Below are 16,535 nucleotides of genomic sequence, written 5' to 3'. Positions count from 1 at the left end.
GGACAGGAGGCGGATGGCCTCGCCATCCGCCGGAGTTTCCTGGAGATCAGCCGATCGGCTTCAGCGAGCCATGGCCATTGGGCGTGGTCATGGCGGTGCAGGTTCCCTTCTTCACCAGCTTGAAGGCATTGCCTTGGTAGTTCTTGGTGGAGGTGCCCGCGCAGGTGGTTCCAGCGCCCGCATAGCAGTCGTTATGGCCTTTCAGCGCTACGCCGAAGCACTTCTCCATCTTGCCGGAAGCGACCTCTTTCTTGGTCATCTCCCGCATCTTCATCATCTCTGCCTCGCTCATAGCGGCGGATGCGGAGCCGATGGCGGCGGCGCCAATTGCTCCGGCAAAGGCACTGGCGACGACGGCGGAAATCAGGCGGTTTGACATGCTATCCTCCATTGGCATTGTTGGACGAACCTTCTCCCCCGGCGATGCTGGAAGCGGCAGGTTCTTCTGGAGGTTCGCGGCGGCGCCTTCTGAGGTTACGGCGGTTCAGATCGCCGCGGTTCACGAATTCGTGTAGTTGGGGTCAGGAATGGTTGGCAAAAAACGATGCACTTGAAGCACAGCCATAAAGCCGGCCTCAGCAAGGCGTCAGCCGAACCGGCTTGAGGGTCTAATCGCGCAGCACCATGCGGTCTCCGCGCACGTCGAAGCCCGACAGCGAACTGATGAAGTTCATGCCGAGCAGGCTCTGCTCGAGCATGCCGGGCGCCGCGACCATCACCGGCATATCCTTGCGCACGATGCCGCCGATAGCCATTTCATTGGCCCTCACGGTGGCGGCGCGCGCCATGCCGTTGGCGGTCGAAACGTCCACGGTGTAGCTGAGCGCCGCCGGATTGAACCCGGCCGCCTGGGCGTCCTGCGCCGTCAGCACCGTGCTGGTCGCGCCGGTGTCGACAACCGTCCGCACCGGAGTACCGTTGACCAGGATTCGCGCTTCGAAATGGCCGTTGTCGGCCTTGTCGAGCGTGACGGTGGCGCGGCCATTGTCAACGCCCAGCGCCAGCGGGCTTCCCGGAACAAGGCCGGCCGTGACGCGGCTGGCAACGTCCTGCAGCTCGTAGCGGTATTGGTAGCCGGCAATCAGCGCCAGCACGATGGCCGCCCAGACGCCGATATTGCGCGCCATGTCACCGAGCGGCCGGCCCGAGCGAACGAGGCTGGCGCCAATCACCGTTACTAGGACGCCAACCCAGATCAGCCGGCTGAAATCGTGGTTCTCGATGCCGAAGGTACGGCCGGCGGAATCATTCATCATCAGCAGGATCAGCCCGGCGCCGATCACCAGCATGACGATCCAGAACAGGCGGTTCATGGCCAGCCCTTTCTCAGTCCTTGCTCACAACATGCCGCGCTCGCGCGCCATGCGGGCGCGCCGCGTTTCGCGGCGCGGCTGGCGTTCGACCGTCTCCAGCCGCGCCGGCAACTCGGCCATCACCGTCCGCCGGACTTCCGGCGTCATCATGAGCCAGGTCGCGATTTCATCGCGCGTGCGCCCGCAGCCGAAGCAGAAGCCGGTTTTCATGTCGATCGAGCAGACGAGTATGCAGGGGGACTCAATGGCGGTCATGCTGTTCTCTTGCCTTCACTCCACATGGTGCAACCACAAAGCCAATGCAAGCCCTCCGCAATGCGCCGCCCACCGGTGCTTCCGCGGCATTGCCGGGCGGTTGTGCCGGGCAGCGAAGGCGGCTATGCCGCTGCCTGTTCCCGCAATGAGACCGATATGACCGCCAAGCCTTTCGATGATTTCCGCACCCTCCTGACGACGCTGCCGACGCCGGACGTCGCCGCCGAAACCCGTATCCGCACGCTGTTCGCCAAGACCGACAAGCCAAAGGCCTCGCTTGGGCGCATCGAGGATATCGCGATCTGGCTGGCCGCCTGGAGCGGGCGTGCGCCGCCGGCGATAAACCGGCCGCTTGTGGCGATCTTCGCCGGCAATCACGGCGCGGTGCGACATGCCATCTCGCCGCGGCCCGTTTCGGCGACCGCCAATGCCGTTGAACTCTGCGCCGCCGGCGGTGCGGCAATCAACCAGATCTGCATCGCCAACGATCTCGGCCTGAAGGTCTTCGATCTGGCCCTCGACATTCCGACCGGGGACATCACCGAGGAAGCGGCGCTCGACGAACGCGGCTGCGCCGCCACCATGGCCTTCGGCATGGAAGCGGTCGCCGGCGGCGCGGACCTTCTATGCCTGGGCGATCTCGGTGTCGGCAATTCGACCATTGCGGCGTCGCTGTGCGCGGCGCTGTTCGGCGGCAAGGGCGCCGGCTGGATCGGGCCGGGATCGGGCGCGGATGCAGCAATGATGGCGCGCAAGGCCGAAGTGGTCGACCGGGCGCTGGCCTTTCATGGCACCGGCCTCGGCGATCCGCTCGAAGCATTGCGACGGGTCGGCGGCCGCGAGTTCGCGGCGATCTGCGGCGCCATTCTCGCCGCCCGCATGCAGAAGATCCCGGTGCTGCTAGACGGCTTCGTCGCGACGGCTGCCGCCGCGGTCCTGCACAGGGTCAATTCCTCAGCGATCGACCATTGCCTGCTCGCCAGCCTGTCGCCGGAGCCCGGCCATGCCAAGGTCGCCGAACGGCTTGGGCTCGAGCCGTTGCTCGATCTCGGCGTCAGTCACGGCGAAGGGGTGGGGGCTGGACTTGCCGCAGGTCTTGTGAAGGCCGCGGCGCTTACCAGTTCCGGTATGGCGGTAGTCGTTCGCAACTAAGGCGCGTGGCGATCCTTCAGATTCGCTCCGTGCACTTTAGGCTCTTGATTTTACGCATGTCTTTGCCCCGAAACCGGTCCCTACTTTCGGGAGACATGCTTAGTCTGGTTCGATGGAGCCAAATATCGGGTGGGCGTATCCTGCCTCGCGTCCACGCGTATTTCGATTTCAGTCGTAACCAGCTTTCGCCCAACTGAAATCGTCGCGTAATCCAGCTTTCCAATATCGAAGCACGACGGCCGAAGTCGCCGCCGCTCCGGCAGGCTTGGTGCTCGCTGTCACCAGCGGCTCAGCCCGAGGGCTTATCCGAACGAAGGAGGCATCCATGACTCACAAATACTCTCTTGCCGCCATCGCCATGGTTTTGGCCATGACCGGTGCCGCCACGGCTCGGGCCGAAGACGCCAACAAGGCCGACCTCGAGGCCCTGAAAAAATCGCTGGCCAAATATGAGGACTACACGGCCGCTCTGCGCGACCTCTATCTGTCGACCGTCGGCTGCGTCTACTACAGCGGCGAAAAGATAGCCGGCGCGATGGACTATCCGAAGGGCGCCATGGGCATCCATTTCGTCAACGTCCCAAGCGTCGGCCAGAAGCTCGACCCGATGAAACCCAACGTCCTGATCTACGAGCCGACGAAGAAGGGGTTGAAACTGGTCGGCGTGGAATGGCTGGTGCCGCTGACGCCGGACGTCAAGGAAGCCCCCAGCCTGTTCGGCCAGAAGTTCATGGGACCGATGGAGGGGCACTACCCGCTGATCCCGAAGGAGTTCGTGCATTACGATCTTCACGCCTGGCTGTTCAGCGACAATCCGAACGGCATGTTCAGCCCGACGAACCCGAAGGTGAAATGCAGCAAGGCCGAGTTCCCGATGCTGGAGAAACCGACCATGATGATGCCAGGGCCGATGTAGGGGAGAGCGAGGCGCAGAGCGGATTTCGTGACGGAACCAGCCTAGCGCCGGCGCGCCGCAACCGCCTTGGTCGGCAGAGCCGGCAGTTCCTCCATCACCCGGCTCAGCGGGAAAATGGCGATGGCCTCCGTGCCTTCGCGCAGCTTGGAGTGAAGCTCGAACTCGCCGCCATGCATGTCGAGCAGCCCCTGCACGATCGGCAGACCGAGGCCGGTTCCCTGTTCGGCGCTCTTGATGGCGATCGAGCCCTGGCCGAAGGCGGAAAGCACCACCGGGATTTCCTCATCCGGGATGCCCGGGCCGTTGTCCTTGACCGAGATGTACTGACCGCCGCCCGCTGTCCAGCCGACGCGCACGCGGACTTCGCCTCCCGACGCGGTGAACTTGATCGCATTGGACAATAGGTTGAGCGTGATCTGCCGGATGGCCCGCTCGTCGCCGAACAGACGCGGCAAGGTCGTCTCGAACTCCTGGATAACGCGGATGTCCTTATTGCGCGCCCTGAGCTCCATCATGTGACAGCAGTCCTCGACGATCGTCACCAGCACCACCGGCTCCTCGTTGAGCTGGTAGCGGCCGGCCTCGATGCGCGACAGGTCGAGGATCTCGTTGATCAGGTCGAGCAGGTGCTGGCCGGATTCGTGCACATCGTGCGCGTAGTCGCGATAGGTTGGGTTGTTCATTGGCCCGAGCACCTCGTTGGCCATCACTTCGGAGAAACCAAGGATGGCGTTGAGCGGCGTTCGGAGCTCATGGCTCATCGAGGCGAGAAAGCGCGACTTCGCCAGATTGGCGTCCTCGGCGCGCCGCCGAGCCTCGTCGGACATCGATTTCGCCGTCTCCACCTCGGCGATCAGCGCGTCCTTTTCCGAGCGGAAAGAGAGCACCATCCACGAGGCCTGGTTGAGATGGCGCGCGACATAGCCGAAGAAAGGCAGCGCAGCGACCAGGAGCGCCGCCATGATCCCTTCGATCGGCATCCATAGGCGCGCGACGGCATAGGCATAGATCGCGACCGGAATGGCGAAGGTGGCAAGCAACGCGCCCCCCAGCGAAGATGCCATCACCGCAGTCGTCGCCATGGCGGCCAGAAGCACCATGGCCTTGGCGACATGGAACTGGTCGACCTGGCATGTGTCGCAGCCGAGCCAGGCGAACCAGGCCCAGCCGAGGCCGCACAGCGAATGGCCGATCAGGAACTCGCGGCGTGTTCGCACGGGGTCGAGCTCGGCCGCTTCCGTGCGCTCGACGCGCCGCGCCATGAAAGTGACGATGGTGTAGCAGAGCAGGGTAAAGAGGGCCCAAATGGCGACCTGATTGCCCAGGCCGGCAAAGTGGCCGACCGCCGCCACGGCAAGCACGAGCAGCGGTATGGCGATCGCGCTGACCACCATGGCGCGCGCATGCAGCTTCAGCAGCTCGCGATCGAAGTCGAGGCTGCCGGCCTGCTGCGAAAGACGGTCACGCGTCCTGCGCACCGCGCGCGCCACATCGCTGTTGCGATGCGGTTTCCTGCGGTCCACAATGAATTTGTCCGCTGTGTCCGAGCGTAGCAAAGGCATGCGAAGTTCAATTTCTGCGCGCAGCGATTTTCAGTTCGTTAAGCTACGTTCGAATGATTAAGAGACTGTTTGCCATATGAGCCGTTCCTGGTCGCGAGGACCGCGCCGGCGATATGCTCCGCGGCCTCCGCGCAGCCTCCGGCGCAGGCTGCTGGATTATGGGCTGACCGCGATTGTGCTTGGCCTGTTCATCCTGGTGGCGGCGCGGCTCGACCGTTTCGAGACGCGCAAGGAGCAAGGCACGGCCATCGTCAATGACGGCGATTCGCTCACGCTGGGTACCGAGCGTATCCGCATGCGCGGCATCGACGCTCCGGAATATACGCAGACGTGCCGCGAGGAGGGCGCCGACTACCCTTGCGGCAGGCTCGCGCGGCAGTCGCTGGTGCGGCTGATCGCCAACAGGCCGGTTTCCTGCAGAGGCTGGCAGCGCGACCGATACGGCCGGCTGCTCGGTGCCTGCAAGGCAGGCGACACAGACCTCAACCGTGCTCAAGTGCAGGCCGGATGGGCCGTCGCATTCGGCGACTTCGAAACCGAGGAGGCGACCGCGCGGGTCGCCAAGGTCGGCATCTGGGCCGGCTCCTTCGAAGAGCCGCAAGACTGGCGCGACAGCCATCACGACCAGCCGACCGAAAGGAAGCATGGCACGCTGGCTTCGCTTGGCGACGCGCTGCGCGAGCTTGTTCGCTTCTGGTGATGCCGCTTCTGGCGATGCTCTGTTCGGTGCATGTCGTCTCCCCAAAACCGCTGCGCACTTTTGGGCGACATGCATTGAAGCCCGCCCTATGATCGGGGTGAAAGATCGGAGAATGGAATGAAGCTGTTCGATGGCGGCCGCGCGCCGAACCCCAGGCGGGTTCGGGTTTTCCTGGCGGAAAAGGGGCTGACCGTTCCGCTGGTGCCTGTGGACATGGGCGCGCTGGAGCATCGCGAGGAGCCAGTGGCGTCGCGCAATGCGTTGCGGCGGCTGCCGGTTCTGGAATTGGACGACGGCACCATCATCACCGAATCCATCGCCATCTGCCGCTATTTCGAGGAGTTGCATCCGGAGCCTGCCTTGTTCGGGAAGGGCGCGCTCGGCAAAGCCAAGGTGGAGATGTGGCAAAGGCGCCTGGAGTTAAACCTCCTAAGCTGCGTCGCCGCTGCCTTCCGGCACATCCATCCGGCGATGAAGGACTGGGAGGTGCCGCAGATCCCGGAATGGGGCGAGGCCAACAAACCCAAGGTCATTGAATTCCTGCATCTCCTCGACCGCGAACTGGCGGATAGGGAGTTCGCCGCCGGCGATACCTATTCGGTCGCCGACATCACCGGGCTGATCGCCATCGACTTCATGAAGCCGGCCCGCATCAAGGTGCCCGAGGCATGCGCGAATGTGCTGCGCTGGCATGCGGCGCTCTCCAGCCGGCCAAGCGCCGCTGCCTGAGGCCGCATTTGGACGACTTGCCGAGCATGACCCGAGCGCTGGAAAGCCTCACCACCAGGGTGCGAGCCTGTCGCATCTGCGTCGAGCACCCGCGCGGCCGACCGTTGCCGCATGAGCCGCGTCCGGTGCTGAGGCCGTCGTCGAGCGCGCGCATCCTGCTCGCCAGCCAGGCGCCGGGCACCAAGGTCCACATATCGGGCATGCCTTTCACCGATGCTTCCGGGGATCGCCTCAGAAGCTGGCTCGGCGTCAGCAGCGAAGAGTTCTACGACACGAAAAAATTCGCCATCGTGCCGATGGGTTTTTGCTTTCCGGGTCAGGATGCCAAGGGCGCCGACCTACCGCCGCGCCGCGAATGCGCGCCGGCCTGGCGCGCTGCGTTGATGGCGCTGATGCCGCAGATCGATCTGGTGCTGACGATCGGCGGTTACGCGCAGTCCTGGCACATGGGCTCGGCCCGTGGGCCATCACTGACGGAAACGGTCAAAAACTGGCGCACCATTTGGGACCAGTCGCCCGCCCGGAAAGTGCTGCCGCTGCCGCATCCGTCATGGCGAAACACCGGCTGGTTGAAGCAGAATCCCTGGTTTGAAATGGATTTGCTGCCTTTCCTGCGGTCGCAAATCCGCTATCGCATCGGATAGGCATTCGGCAAGATATCACTCGCTTTTACCGCCATTGGCAGAATTTCTTTCTTGTGGAAGGCCCGGATAAAAGGGAATATAGCGAAACTATTCCCCTGGAGTTCTCCCGATGGACCGCCTTGACCGAAAAATTCTCCGCCTCCTGCAGGAGGATGCGACGCTTGCGGTCGCCGATGTCGCCAAGAAAGTCGGCCTGTCGACCACACCGTGCTGGCGACGCATCCAGAAGCTCGAGGAAGAGGGCGTCATCCAACGACGTGTGGCCATTCTCGACCACGAGAAGGTCAATGTGCGCGTCACCGTCTTCGTGTCGATCCGCACCAATTCGCACAGCCATGAGTGGCTGCGGCGTTTCTCCGAGGTCATCCAGGAATTTCCGGAAGTGGTCGAGTTCTACCGCATGAGCGGCGATGTCGATTATCTGCTGCGCGTCGTGGTGCCCGACATTGCCGCTTACGACGCCTTCTACAAGCGGCTGATCGCCAAGATCGAGATCCGCGACGTGTCGTCGTCCTTCGCCATGGAGCAGATCAAATACACGACCGAGATCCCACTCGACTACATGGTGCTCGACAAGGAATCGGGCGCCAACGCGGCCTGATCATCTAGCGCTCGCCGCTTTCCACCATACGCGAAGCGGCGAGATTTAGTTCTTCTTTTTGTTGAGGAAATTCCACGGCGAGTTGACCGGCAGCGTGACCGCGTCCGGCACCGTATCAACGCTCGCCACCTCCGCCTTGCGCACGGTATAACCCGACTGGACGATCAGGACGCCGTCGAGGATGAAGAGCTGGCTCTTCTCCATGCCGGGCTTCAGCACGCCGGTGACGGAGACCGGCTGATAGGCCTCCGACATTTTGTACGGATGCGCCGGCGTCACCAGCACGATCTGGTTGGGCGGCGGCGTCGGCATGTGGCTGCAGGCGCCCGTCCACGGCACCAGCAGGAACTGGTAGACGAGATCGCCGTCGCGATCGACCGGCAATGCATAGCCGGATAACTGAATGGTCTTGTCCTGCAGATCGAACGACAGCGTCTCGCCGTGATCGGGCAGTTTTGCCGCGATCATCGGCAGGTTGGCATTCTCGGCGACTGCCTGCGTGGCTGGGCGCAGATCCTTCCAGAAGATATGCGCGACGTCGGCTGCGGCGTCAGCTTGCGCGGCAGCGAGCATGGCCGCCAACGTCGCGACTGATTTGAGAGTCTTGCTCATGGTCGTGCCATCCTTCGCCAGTCCATTCCCGAAATCGAGTAAAAGCGTCCTGACCGACTAAGGCTCAACGGCTCAGCCGCATCACATGCCGCCGTGCGCCGGCGGTGCCGATCTCGTGAAAGCCGCGTGCGACGAACATGTCGCGAAAACCCATGAAGCGATAGCTCGGTGCGGCCTCGTCTACCGGATAGGCCTCGATGGTAGAAGCGCCTTTGGCGAAAGCGTGCTCGATCGCGGCATCCAGCAAAGCGGAAGCGAGGCCGCCGCCGCGCAAGGCCCTTGGGACGTAGAAGCAAACGATCGACCAGACGCCTGTTTCGCTGTCGTCCTGCTGCTTTGAGAGTTTTCGATAGGTTTCGCGCGGCGCGACCGAGCACCAGCCGACCATCCTGCCGTCGAGCTCGGCGACGATGCCGACCGGTGTGCCGGCATCGATCAGCGCCATCATCATGCGCTTCTTCTCGTCGTTCTCAATGTGCTCGCGGCTGGAATGGCGCCAGGCCATGCACCAGCAATATTTCGGCGCGCCGGGCTGCTCGAACAGCTCTTCGAAACGACCGCGCGTTTGCCGGGTCACCTCGATGAAGCGGATATGGCCGAGATCAAGCCTTTCCGGCAGCGAGCCGTTCGAGCCGTTTGGCATCCGTCAGTTCCTTGACAGCGTCCTTGCCGATCCAGCGCGCCGTCTTGTCGGACGATGCCGCCAGTTTCTCGGCCAGCGCAAGGGCAGGGGCGTACAGTGCCATCGACCGCTTGCCGATCTGCCGCAGCGCCCAGTTGACCGCCTTACGGACGAAGTTGCGCGGGTCGCCCGCATGCTTCTCGATCAGCGGCAGATAGGCAAGGAAGGTCCCATCCGGCTCCTTCTTCAGATGCACCGCGCCCCAGGCCAGCATGGCAAAGGCGGTGCGGCGCACGAACTCGCGTTCGTCCTCGGCGAATTCCTCGATCAGCTCGCGCCAGAACGGCGTTTCGGCGAACAGGTCGGCAACGGTGTCGACGATTTCCCAGCTGTCGAAACCGGCGGCCCAGCGCCGGCACTGGCCGATATCGACCTTCTTCGCCTCGCCGGTGAAGGCGGCCATCAATCGCGCCTCGCGGATGCCGGTATCCCAGAGAAGCAGCGACCTCTCGTGGTTTTTCTTCAGCTTGCGCGCCAGCGGCCTCAGATCGGAATTGCCGACGCCGAGCGCGGCCACGGTATTGATGCCGAACCGCGCCATGCCGGCGCGGTTCTCCTCGGTGCCGATCGAGCGCAAATGAGCGACGATGTCGTCGGCGCTCCAGCTCGGATCGGGCAGGGCCATCGCTGTCTATTTTTCCAGGCGCGCCAGCAGCGAGGACGTGTCCCAGCGCCTGCCGCCCATCTCCTGCACATCCTTGTAGAACTGGTCGATCAGCGCCGTCACCGGCAGCTTGGCGCCGTTGCGGTTTGCCTCGGCGAGGCAGATGCCGAGATCCTTGCGCATCCAGTCGACGGCGAAGCCGAAATCATATTTTCCGGCGTTCATCGTCTTGTGGCGGTTTTCCATCTGCCAGGAGCCGGCGGCACCCTTGGAGATCACCTCGATGACCTTCTCGATGTCGAGCCCGGACTTCTTGCCGAAATGGATGCCTTCGGCCAGCCCCTGGACGAGGCCGGCGATGGTGATCTGGTTGATCATCTTGGTGAGCTGGCCGGCGCCGGCCGGCCCCATCAGCCCGACCATGCGGGCAAAGGCGTCGATGACCGGCCTGGCCTTGTCGAAGGCTGCCTGCTCGCCGCCGGCCATCACGGTCAGCACGCCGTTCTCGGCGCCCGCCTGGCCGCCCGACACCGGCGCGTCGAGGAAGGAAAAGCCGGCCTTTTCAGCGGCGTCGGCCAATTCGCGCGCGACCTCGGCCGAGGCGGTGGTATTGTCGATGAAGACGGAGCCTTTCTTCATCGCTGCGAAGGCGCCCTTGGCGCCGGTCGTCACCGAGCGCAGGTCGTCGTCATTGCCGACGCAGGAGAACACAAAATCTTTGCCTTCGGCCGCCTCGGCCGGCGTCAATGCCAGCCTGCCGCCATGTTGGGCGACCCACTGCTCGGCCTTGGCCGTGGTACGGTTGTAGACGGTAACGTCGTGGCCGCCCTTGTTCCTGAGGTGGCCGGCCATCGGATAGCCCATGACGCCAAGACCGAGAAATGCAACCGATGCCATTAGCCTGCCTTCCAGCAAAAGAGAGATTTCAGTGGCGGAAGGTCTAGGCCATGCGAAAAATTCGTCAAGGCACGGAGGGCCACATCGACTGGTGCAGCCTGGAACGCGGCGCTCTATCGCTTGAGGTGAATGGTGATCCGGCGCTCGATCCATTCGACGCCGTGGCGCAGGATCTCGACCATCACCAGGTAGACGATCGCTACCCAGATATAGGCTTGAATGTCGAAGGAGTTGGCGTAGGCGAGCTTGGCATTGCCCATCAGGTCGTAGACGGTGATGATGGCAACGATGGCCGAGGCCTTGATCATCAAAACGAGCTCGTTGCCGTAGGGCCGTAGCGCGACGATGATCGCCTGGGGCAGGATTACCTTGCGCAGCGTCTGAAGCTTATGCAGCCCGAGCGAGGCGGCACCCTCCCATTGGCCCCGGGGAACGCTCTCGATGGCGCCGCGCAGGATTTCGGCCTGGTAGGCGGCGGTGTTGAGCGAGAAGGCAAACACCCCGCAATAGAAAGCTTCGCGGAAGAACCACCAGAGACCGACGGATTGCAGTTCCGGCCTGAATGAGCCGACGCCATAATAGACCAGATAGGTCTGCACGAGCAGCGGCGTGCCGCGGAAGAAATAGACGTAGCAATAGGCAAGTCCGGACAGGATCCGGTTCTTCGACATGCGGCCATAGGCAACCGGGAGCGACAGGATCGCACCGGTGACCATCGAAATGCCCACCAGTGCCAAAGTGGTGCCAAGTCCCCGCAGATAGGCCGGCGCGTATCTGTCAAAGAATGTGCCGCCTTGCCAGGCGTGGACCAGATAGGCCACGATGCCGAGGCCGAAGAGGATCCACATGCCGACCAGCGCGTAGCCTACGATGCGGGCACGCGGCCAGCCGCGAGCCTGGGGCGGCGGCCTGTCGACGGCAATAGCCTGGCTGACGCTCATCGTGCCTCTCTCCGCCCGAGGGAGCGCAGAATATAGCCGGTGGCGACCGATGACAGGATGGCCAGCACAAGGAAGACCAGCGCGGCGACGCTGTAGAAGAGGAACGAATGCTTGGTGACGCGCGCCGCGACGCCGGCGTTGCGCAGCGTTTCCGCAAGATTGACCACGGACACTAGCGACGTGTCCTTGAGCAGGCTGAGCCAGCAATTCTCGAGGCCCGGAAAGGCGATGCGCAGCAACTGCGGCAGGACCACGAGGCGCATCGTCTGCCATTTCGAAAGGCCAACGGCGTAGCCGCCCTCATACTGGCCCTTTGGAATGGCGCGAAACGCGGAAAGAAAAACCTCGCTGGCATAGGACGAGAAGATCAGCGACAGCACGATCATGCCGGCGATGAAGCTGTTCACGTCGATGGTTGCTTCGGGGTTGAACAGCCGCACAAGGTGCTGCAGCAACAACGGCATGCCGAAGAAGAACAGGAACAGCGTCACCAATTCAGGCAGGCCGCGAAAGACGGTCGTGTAGATGTTGGCCGCGAGCCGCAGCGACGGTTCTTGCGACTGTTTGGCGAAGGCGACGAAAAAGCCGATCACCAGGCCGATGGGGAGGGTGGCGAGCGCCAGCGCAATCGTGACCAGCACGCCAGAGGCGATATCGTCACTCCAGCCATCGGGCCCCCAACTGAGAAGTGTCCAAATGCTTTGGGCCGGCATTGGCGGGGCGTGTCTCCGTAGCGATCCCGGAATGAAAGAAGGGCGGCGAGGTCTTCCTCACCGCCCTTAACGCAATGATCAGGACTCGGCGCCGTAGACGTCGAACTTGAAGTACTTGTCGTTGATTTCCTTGTACTTTCCGTTTTTGCGGATGGCGTCGATCGCGGAGTTCAGCTTGTTGACCAGGTCGGTCTCGCCCTTACGCACGGCAATGCCGGCGCCCGGTCCGAAAATCTCGACCGGCTGCGGCGAAGGCTGGCCGAGGATCTTGCAGCAGGCGCCGTCAGGCGAATCCAGCCACTGCTGCAGCACGACGATGTCGTCCTCGATGGCGTCGAGGCGACCGTTGGCGAGATCGGCCTGCTCCTCGGGGCTGCTCGGATAGCCTTTGATGGTGCTGTCGGTATAGGTCTTCGAGGCATAGTTGAAATGCGTCGTCGTGGTGGCGACGCCGATATTCTTGCCGGCGAGGTCTTCCTTGGTCACGCCCTTGAGCGGCGAATCCTTCGGCACCGCGATCGCAGACGGCGTGTTGTAGTATTTGTGGGTGAAGTCGACCTTTTCCTGGCGCTCGGGCGTGATCGACATCGAGGCGACGATGGCGTCGAACTTGCCGGCCTGAAGCGCCGGGATGATGCCGTCCCAGTCCTGCGCGACGAAGGTGCATTTCACCTTCATTTCGTCGCAGAGGGCCTTGGCGATGTCGATGTCGAAGCCGACCAGTTGGCCGTCCGAGGTCAGGTTGTTGAAGGGCGGGTACGCGCCTTCGGTGCCGATCCTCAGGGTCTTTTCCTGAGCCTGGGCGACGCCAAGTGTCAGCAGCGCGGCCGAAGCGGCGAGCGCGATACGCAGTGCAATACGCATGATAATCCTCTCATATTGTCATGGCCGCTGTCCCATGCGGCTCTTGAGGACGGAGCTACTTGTCCGCCCGCTGCGCGGGATACTCCCACTCTTTCGAAGAAAAAAGCAACCGCAAAACAACCGCAAACGACAATCGCCGACTGCCGCTGCGTTACTTGCCGGGAGCAACGAGGCCGGTCGCGCGCTCGATGAAGTCGGCTATCGATTTCGTATCATCGAGGTCGAAAACCGGCAGGCTCTCGCCTTCGACCGGAAAGTCGGCGGCGACAGCGACGATGTTCGGATCGTTGGCCGAAAGCGGCGTCCGGTCCTTGGCTTCCAGCCGTCTCGCCTCGATCTTGCGGTGCGCCTCGCGCTTGTAGCCTTCGACGAGCACGATGTCCGAGGGCGCCAGACGCGACAGAATGTCGTCCAGCGAGGGTTCGTCCTCGTTGCGCAGCTCGTGCATCAGCGCCCAGCGCCGACCGGAGACGACCGCGACCTCCGTGGCGCCGGCCTGGCGATGGCGAAAGGAGTCCGCTCCCGGCTTGTCGATGTCGAAGTCGTGATGGGCATGCTTCACGGTCGAGACCGTCCAGCCGCGCCGGACCAGTTCGGCGACCAGCTTCTCGGTCAGTGTCGTCTTGCCGGAATTCTTCCAGCCGGTGATGCCTAATACGCGTCTCATGGCTGGAGGCTTTGCAACAGACGTTTCGCCTCCGCAAGATCGTCCGGCGTGTTGATGTTGAAGAACGGGTCGATCCGCCGGCCTTCGGCTTCGATCATCGGAAACTCCACCTGAACAAGACCGTGCCGCTCCATGAAGGCCGAAACCCGGCGGTTGTCTTCGTCGACCAGGAAATGGCGCAGCGCATCGCGCAGGCCAAGGGGCCACAGCGCGAAAGTGGGGTGCAATCGGCCATCGGAACTGGCGGCGGCGATCGCGCCCGGCCGTTCTTGGGCAGCAGCGTTCAATCGTTCGACAAGATCGCCGGGGAAGAACGGCGTGTCGCCGGCCGCGCTCACCAGTGACCGGCAAGCCGTGTTCGTTGCCGCCCATTCGAGGCCGGTCAGAATGCCGGCCAGCGGGCCGGCATAGCCGGGCATCGTGTCGGCAAGCACCGGAAGGTTCGTGCCGGCAAACCGCGCGGGATCGCCATTGGCATTGAGCGCCAGCATGCCGACCTGCGGTTCGAGGCGCGCGGCGACATGGTCGATCAGCCTGGCTTTGCCCAGCGAAAGCAGGGGCTTGTCGCCGCCGCCCATCCGGCGCGACTGGCCGCCTGCCAGGATGATGCCCGCTACGCTTCGGTCCATCGGCCCTATATGCCGTCCGGCGCCATGTCGGGTCCAGCGCTTTCGGCGGCGGGCTGCAGCCTGCCGACGACGCGCTCGCGGTAGATCGCATAGAGGCCGGAGCCGATGATGATCGTGGCGCCCACGATCATCGGCAGATCGGGGACGTCGCCGAAGATGACGAGGCCGAGCAGGATCGACCACAGCAGCGCCGTATAGCGGAACGGCGCGATGAAGGAGATGTCGCCCGAACGCATCGCCATGATGATGAACTGATAGCCGATGAGCACCAGCACCGCCGCCAGCGCCAGCAGCACGGTCGCCTGGCCGCTCATCGGCGTCCAGCCGCCCATCGGCGACAGCAGTAGCGCGCCCAGCACGGTCATGGCCAGCGCCGTCGCCGTCGACACCAGCATGGTCGGGATCGCCTGCGGGATGCGCTTGGTGGCGAGGTCGCGCACGGCACAACAGGCAACGCTTGTCAGCGCCAGCAGCGAATAGACGCTAAAACCTTCGAAACCCGGCCGCACGATGATCAGAACGCCGGCAAAGCCGACGGCAATGGCCAACCAACGCCGCCAGCCGACGCCTTCGCCGAAGAAAAGTGCCGCGCCCATCGTCACCGCAAGCGGCAGCGCCTGCAGCACGGCCGAGACATTGGCGATCGGCAGATGGGCAAGGGCGATCAGGAACGACACCGTGGCGCCGGCCTCGCCGGCGACGCGCATCGCCACCATCGGCTGCAGCATCGCTGCCGGATTGGCCAGCGCGCCGCGCCGCCAGGCAAGCAGGCCGACGAAGAACGATGCGAAAGCTCCGCGCACCAGCATGACCTGCGCCATGTTCATCGATTCCGACGAGAATTTGGTGATGGCGTCGTTGAGGGTGAAGCCGATCATAGCCACCACCATGAAAAGTGCGCCGCGAAGATTGGGCGAGAGAGGCAAGGGCGTTTCCAGATTCTATTTTTGGGTCAAGCCTGTAGCAGGCAACTGGAAAACAGCAACGGCAAAGAAATGGGCCACGAATTTCTCCGCGGCCCGGACGATCGATTTGCAAATGCGTCGAACGCTTACTTGGGCGTCAGCACTTCGGTGCCGTTGCCGTTCTGGCCGGCGATGGTCCACAGCCCGTGGAGCGAGCCGTCCTTATCGACCTTGTAGACGACGAGGCCGATTTCCTTGCCCATCACATAGCCGGCGAAAAGGCGTTGTCGTTGCGCATGCAGATGCCGTCGGAGGACGAGCCGCCGGTTTCCCAATGGATGGTGCAGGTGGTGTCGCTGGTCAGCGTGATGGTCGCCTCGCCGCCATATTTCGAGCCGTCGAAATTGGTGCCGGCGACAGTGTAGGTGCCGCCGATCGACTGGCGGTGGCCGGCGCGGAAGCAAGTCCGAGCATTGCAAGCGAAAGCATGAATGTGCGCATGAGAATTCCCCCTGGATGCGAAAAGTCGCTTCTGGAGGCTAGGCCCGAACACTGCCGCGGTAAATCGCTGTGGAAGCCCGCGCGAAGGGCTTATTTGCAGGGGTGTCGCGTACGCCTCAAGGACCGCGCAGGCTGGCAGCGATGGCGACGATCAGGGGGTCATATTTCGCCTTGAGCGAGGAGGGATATTCGATCCAGACGGTGCGGATGACATCGTCCTTTCCGAACAGGCGCCGCTCGTAGAAGTCCCTGTCGCCCTTGAGACCGGAGAGCACGGCCCAGTTCTTGCCGGCCCTGCTGTAGGTGATCTTGTAGCCCTGTCCGGTGTTCGCCTTTTCGCCGGCGACGAAGCCCTTCGGCGTGTCGTTGTCGATGTTGTAGATGCCGGAGCAGGTCAGGCTTGCGCCGTCGGGCGCGGTCCATTGCTGCCCGTCGCCATTCTCCGGCTCGGCTTCGGTGATGCTGAAAATCTGGTCTGGAAAGGTGCATGCGGTGCCGAAGCGCGCATTGACGTAGGTGAATGGCTTCGCGATTGCTGCTGTCGTTGCGATTGCCAACAAGGACGAAAAGGCGATCGCCAAAGGCGCGCCCTGGACGAGATGAAAACGCTTCATGGTGCCCCCAAAGGTCAGTGACCAAAGGCGATCT

The 16,535-nt window shown here is 63.2% G+C and carries 21 protein-coding genes and 1 pseudogene; 6 read left to right on the top strand and 16 right to left on the bottom strand.

Annotated elements, in window-relative coordinates; translation table 11 throughout:
- Positions 1 to 46: 46 nt before the first annotated feature.
- The 3 genes from RFM40_RS02860 to RFM40_RS02850 form a co-directional block, all read right to left on the bottom strand.
- Positions 47 to 379 carry a BufA1 family periplasmic bufferin-type metallophore gene (locus RFM40_RS02860; RefSeq protein ID WP_320220468.1) on the bottom strand — a complete coding sequence of 111 codons (333 nt, stop codon included), beginning with the start codon at positions 377 to 379 and terminating at the stop codon, positions 47 to 49.
- Positions 380 to 608: 229 nt separating this feature from the next.
- Positions 609 to 1,313 carry a TIGR02281 family clan AA aspartic protease gene (locus RFM40_RS02855; protein WP_320225908.1) on the bottom strand — a complete coding sequence of 235 codons (705 nt, stop codon included), beginning with the start codon at positions 1,311 to 1,313 and terminating at the stop codon, positions 609 to 611.
- A 24-nt stretch (positions 1,314 to 1,337) separates the two neighbouring features.
- Positions 1,338 to 1,568 (bottom strand): DUF1289 domain-containing protein, encoded by a 231-nt coding sequence (locus RFM40_RS02850; RefSeq protein WP_320277090.1) that lies wholly within the window; start codon positions 1,566 to 1,568, stop codon positions 1,338 to 1,340.
- Between the two features lie 156 nt (positions 1,569 to 1,724).
- Here RFM40_RS02850 and RFM40_RS02845 point away from each other — a divergent pair, with 156 nt between their 5' ends.
- Positions 1,725 to 2,720 carry a nicotinate-nucleotide--dimethylbenzimidazole phosphoribosyltransferase gene (locus RFM40_RS02845; protein ID WP_320277089.1) on the top strand — a complete coding sequence of 332 codons (996 nt, stop codon included), beginning with the start codon at positions 1,725 to 1,727 and terminating at the stop codon, positions 2,718 to 2,720.
- Positions 2,721 to 3,045: 325 nt separating this feature from the next.
- On the top strand, positions 3,046 to 3,636 hold the full coding sequence (locus RFM40_RS02840; RefSeq protein ID WP_320277088.1) for a hypothetical protein: 591 nt from the start codon (positions 3,046 to 3,048) through the stop codon (positions 3,634 to 3,636).
- A 41-nt stretch (positions 3,637 to 3,677) separates the two neighbouring features.
- On the opposite strand, the gene RFM40_RS02835 is transcribed toward RFM40_RS02840, so the two are convergent.
- Entirely contained in the window at positions 3,678 to 5,198 is a 1,521-nt protein-coding gene (locus tag RFM40_RS02835) for a sensor histidine kinase (protein ID WP_320277087.1), read from the bottom strand.
- 76 nt (positions 5,199 to 5,274) lie between these two features.
- Between RFM40_RS02835 and RFM40_RS02830 the strand changes: the two genes are divergently transcribed.
- The 4 genes from RFM40_RS02830 to RFM40_RS02815 all read left to right on the top strand — a co-directional run bounded on the left by RFM40_RS02830 (position 5,275) and on the right by RFM40_RS02815 (position 7,872).
- Positions 5,275 to 5,898 (top strand): thermonuclease family protein, encoded by a 624-nt coding sequence (locus RFM40_RS02830; RefSeq protein WP_320225911.1) that lies wholly within the window; start codon positions 5,275 to 5,277, stop codon positions 5,896 to 5,898.
- Positions 5,899 to 6,015: 117 nt separating this feature from the next.
- The gene (locus RFM40_RS02825; RefSeq protein ID WP_320277086.1) at positions 6,016 to 6,627 is read left to right on the top strand and encodes a glutathione S-transferase; all 612 of its coding nucleotides are present in this window, start codon (positions 6,016 to 6,018) and stop codon (positions 6,625 to 6,627) included.
- Entirely contained in the window at positions 6,567 to 7,271 is a 705-nt protein-coding gene (locus RFM40_RS02820) for a uracil-DNA glycosylase family protein (protein WP_320277085.1), read from the top strand. The genes RFM40_RS02825 and RFM40_RS02820 overlap by 61 nt, the downstream gene beginning before the upstream one ends.
- Before the next feature lie 109 nt (positions 7,272 to 7,380).
- Positions 7,381 to 7,872, top strand: a complete 492-nt coding sequence (locus tag RFM40_RS02815) for an Lrp/AsnC family transcriptional regulator (RefSeq protein WP_126100371.1) — start codon at positions 7,381 to 7,383, stop codon at positions 7,870 to 7,872.
- A gap of 45 nt (positions 7,873 to 7,917) precedes the next feature.
- Here RFM40_RS02815 and RFM40_RS02810 read toward each other — a convergent pair whose 3' ends face one another.
- The 12 genes and pseudogenes from RFM40_RS02810 to RFM40_RS02755 all read right to left on the bottom strand — a co-directional run bounded on the left by RFM40_RS02810 (position 7,918) and on the right by RFM40_RS02755 (position 16,501).
- Positions 7,918 to 8,484 carry a DUF3299 domain-containing protein gene (locus tag RFM40_RS02810; protein WP_320277084.1) on the bottom strand — a complete coding sequence of 189 codons (567 nt, stop codon included), beginning with the start codon at positions 8,482 to 8,484 and terminating at the stop codon, positions 7,918 to 7,920.
- 64 nt (positions 8,485 to 8,548) lie between these two features.
- Positions 8,549 to 9,127 (bottom strand): GNAT family N-acetyltransferase, encoded by a 579-nt coding sequence (locus RFM40_RS02805; RefSeq protein ID WP_320225915.1) that lies wholly within the window; start codon positions 9,125 to 9,127, stop codon positions 8,549 to 8,551.
- The gene (locus tag RFM40_RS02800) at positions 9,087 to 9,791 is read right to left on the bottom strand and encodes a DNA alkylation repair protein (protein WP_320225916.1); all 705 of its coding nucleotides are present in this window, start codon (positions 9,789 to 9,791) and stop codon (positions 9,087 to 9,089) included. The genes RFM40_RS02805 and RFM40_RS02800 overlap by 41 nt, the downstream gene beginning before the upstream one ends.
- A gap of 6 nt (positions 9,792 to 9,797) precedes the next feature.
- The gene (locus RFM40_RS02795; RefSeq protein WP_320277083.1) at positions 9,798 to 10,667 is read right to left on the bottom strand and encodes an NAD(P)-dependent oxidoreductase; all 870 of its coding nucleotides are present in this window, start codon (positions 10,665 to 10,667) and stop codon (positions 9,798 to 9,800) included.
- A gap of 113 nt (positions 10,668 to 10,780) precedes the next feature.
- Complete coding sequence (locus tag RFM40_RS02790; protein WP_320225918.1) at positions 10,781 to 11,608, bottom strand: ABC transporter permease; 828 nt, start codon at positions 11,606 to 11,608, stop codon at positions 10,781 to 10,783.
- A complete protein-coding gene (locus tag RFM40_RS02785) occupies positions 11,605 to 12,321 on the bottom strand; it encodes an ABC transporter permease (protein ID WP_320220482.1) in 717 nt (238 codons plus the stop codon). Before RFM40_RS02785 ends, RFM40_RS02790 begins: the two co-directional genes overlap by 4 nt.
- 78 nt (positions 12,322 to 12,399) lie before the next feature.
- The gene (locus tag RFM40_RS02780; RefSeq protein ID WP_127858092.1) at positions 12,400 to 13,185 is read right to left on the bottom strand and encodes an ABC transporter substrate-binding protein; all 786 of its coding nucleotides are present in this window, start codon (positions 13,183 to 13,185) and stop codon (positions 12,400 to 12,402) included.
- A gap of 151 nt (positions 13,186 to 13,336) precedes the next feature.
- The gene (mobB, locus tag RFM40_RS02775) at positions 13,337 to 13,852 is read right to left on the bottom strand and encodes a molybdopterin-guanine dinucleotide biosynthesis protein B (protein WP_320277082.1); all 516 of its coding nucleotides are present in this window, start codon (positions 13,850 to 13,852) and stop codon (positions 13,337 to 13,339) included.
- Positions 13,849 to 14,481 (bottom strand): molybdenum cofactor guanylyltransferase MobA, encoded by a 633-nt coding sequence (gene mobA / locus RFM40_RS02770; protein WP_320277081.1) that lies wholly within the window; start codon positions 14,479 to 14,481, stop codon positions 13,849 to 13,851. Before mobA ends, mobB begins: the two co-directional genes overlap by 4 nt.
- A 5-nt stretch (positions 14,482 to 14,486) precedes the next feature.
- Positions 14,487 to 15,407, bottom strand: coding sequence for a DMT family transporter (locus RFM40_RS02765; protein WP_320277080.1), 921 nt, complete (start codon positions 15,405 to 15,407; stop codon positions 14,487 to 14,489).
- Positions 15,408 to 15,532: 125 nt separating this feature from the next.
- Positions 15,533 to 15,887, bottom strand: a pseudogene (locus tag RFM40_RS02760) (hypothetical protein).
- A 116-nt stretch (positions 15,888 to 16,003) separates the two neighbouring features.
- Positions 16,004 to 16,501, bottom strand: coding sequence for a hypothetical protein (locus RFM40_RS02755; protein WP_320277079.1), 498 nt, complete (start codon positions 16,499 to 16,501; stop codon positions 16,004 to 16,006).
- Between the last annotated feature and the right edge of the window lie 34 nt (positions 16,502 to 16,535).

Origin of the sequence: Mesorhizobium captivum, assembly GCF_033977165.1 — a bacterium.
In the GTDB taxonomy this organism is placed as follows: Bacteria; Pseudomonadota; Alphaproteobacteria; order Rhizobiales; family Rhizobiaceae; genus Mesorhizobium; species Mesorhizobium captivum.
The sequence above is the reverse complement of the archived record's forward strand: the minus strand, read 5'-3'. Positions and strand labels throughout refer to the sequence as shown.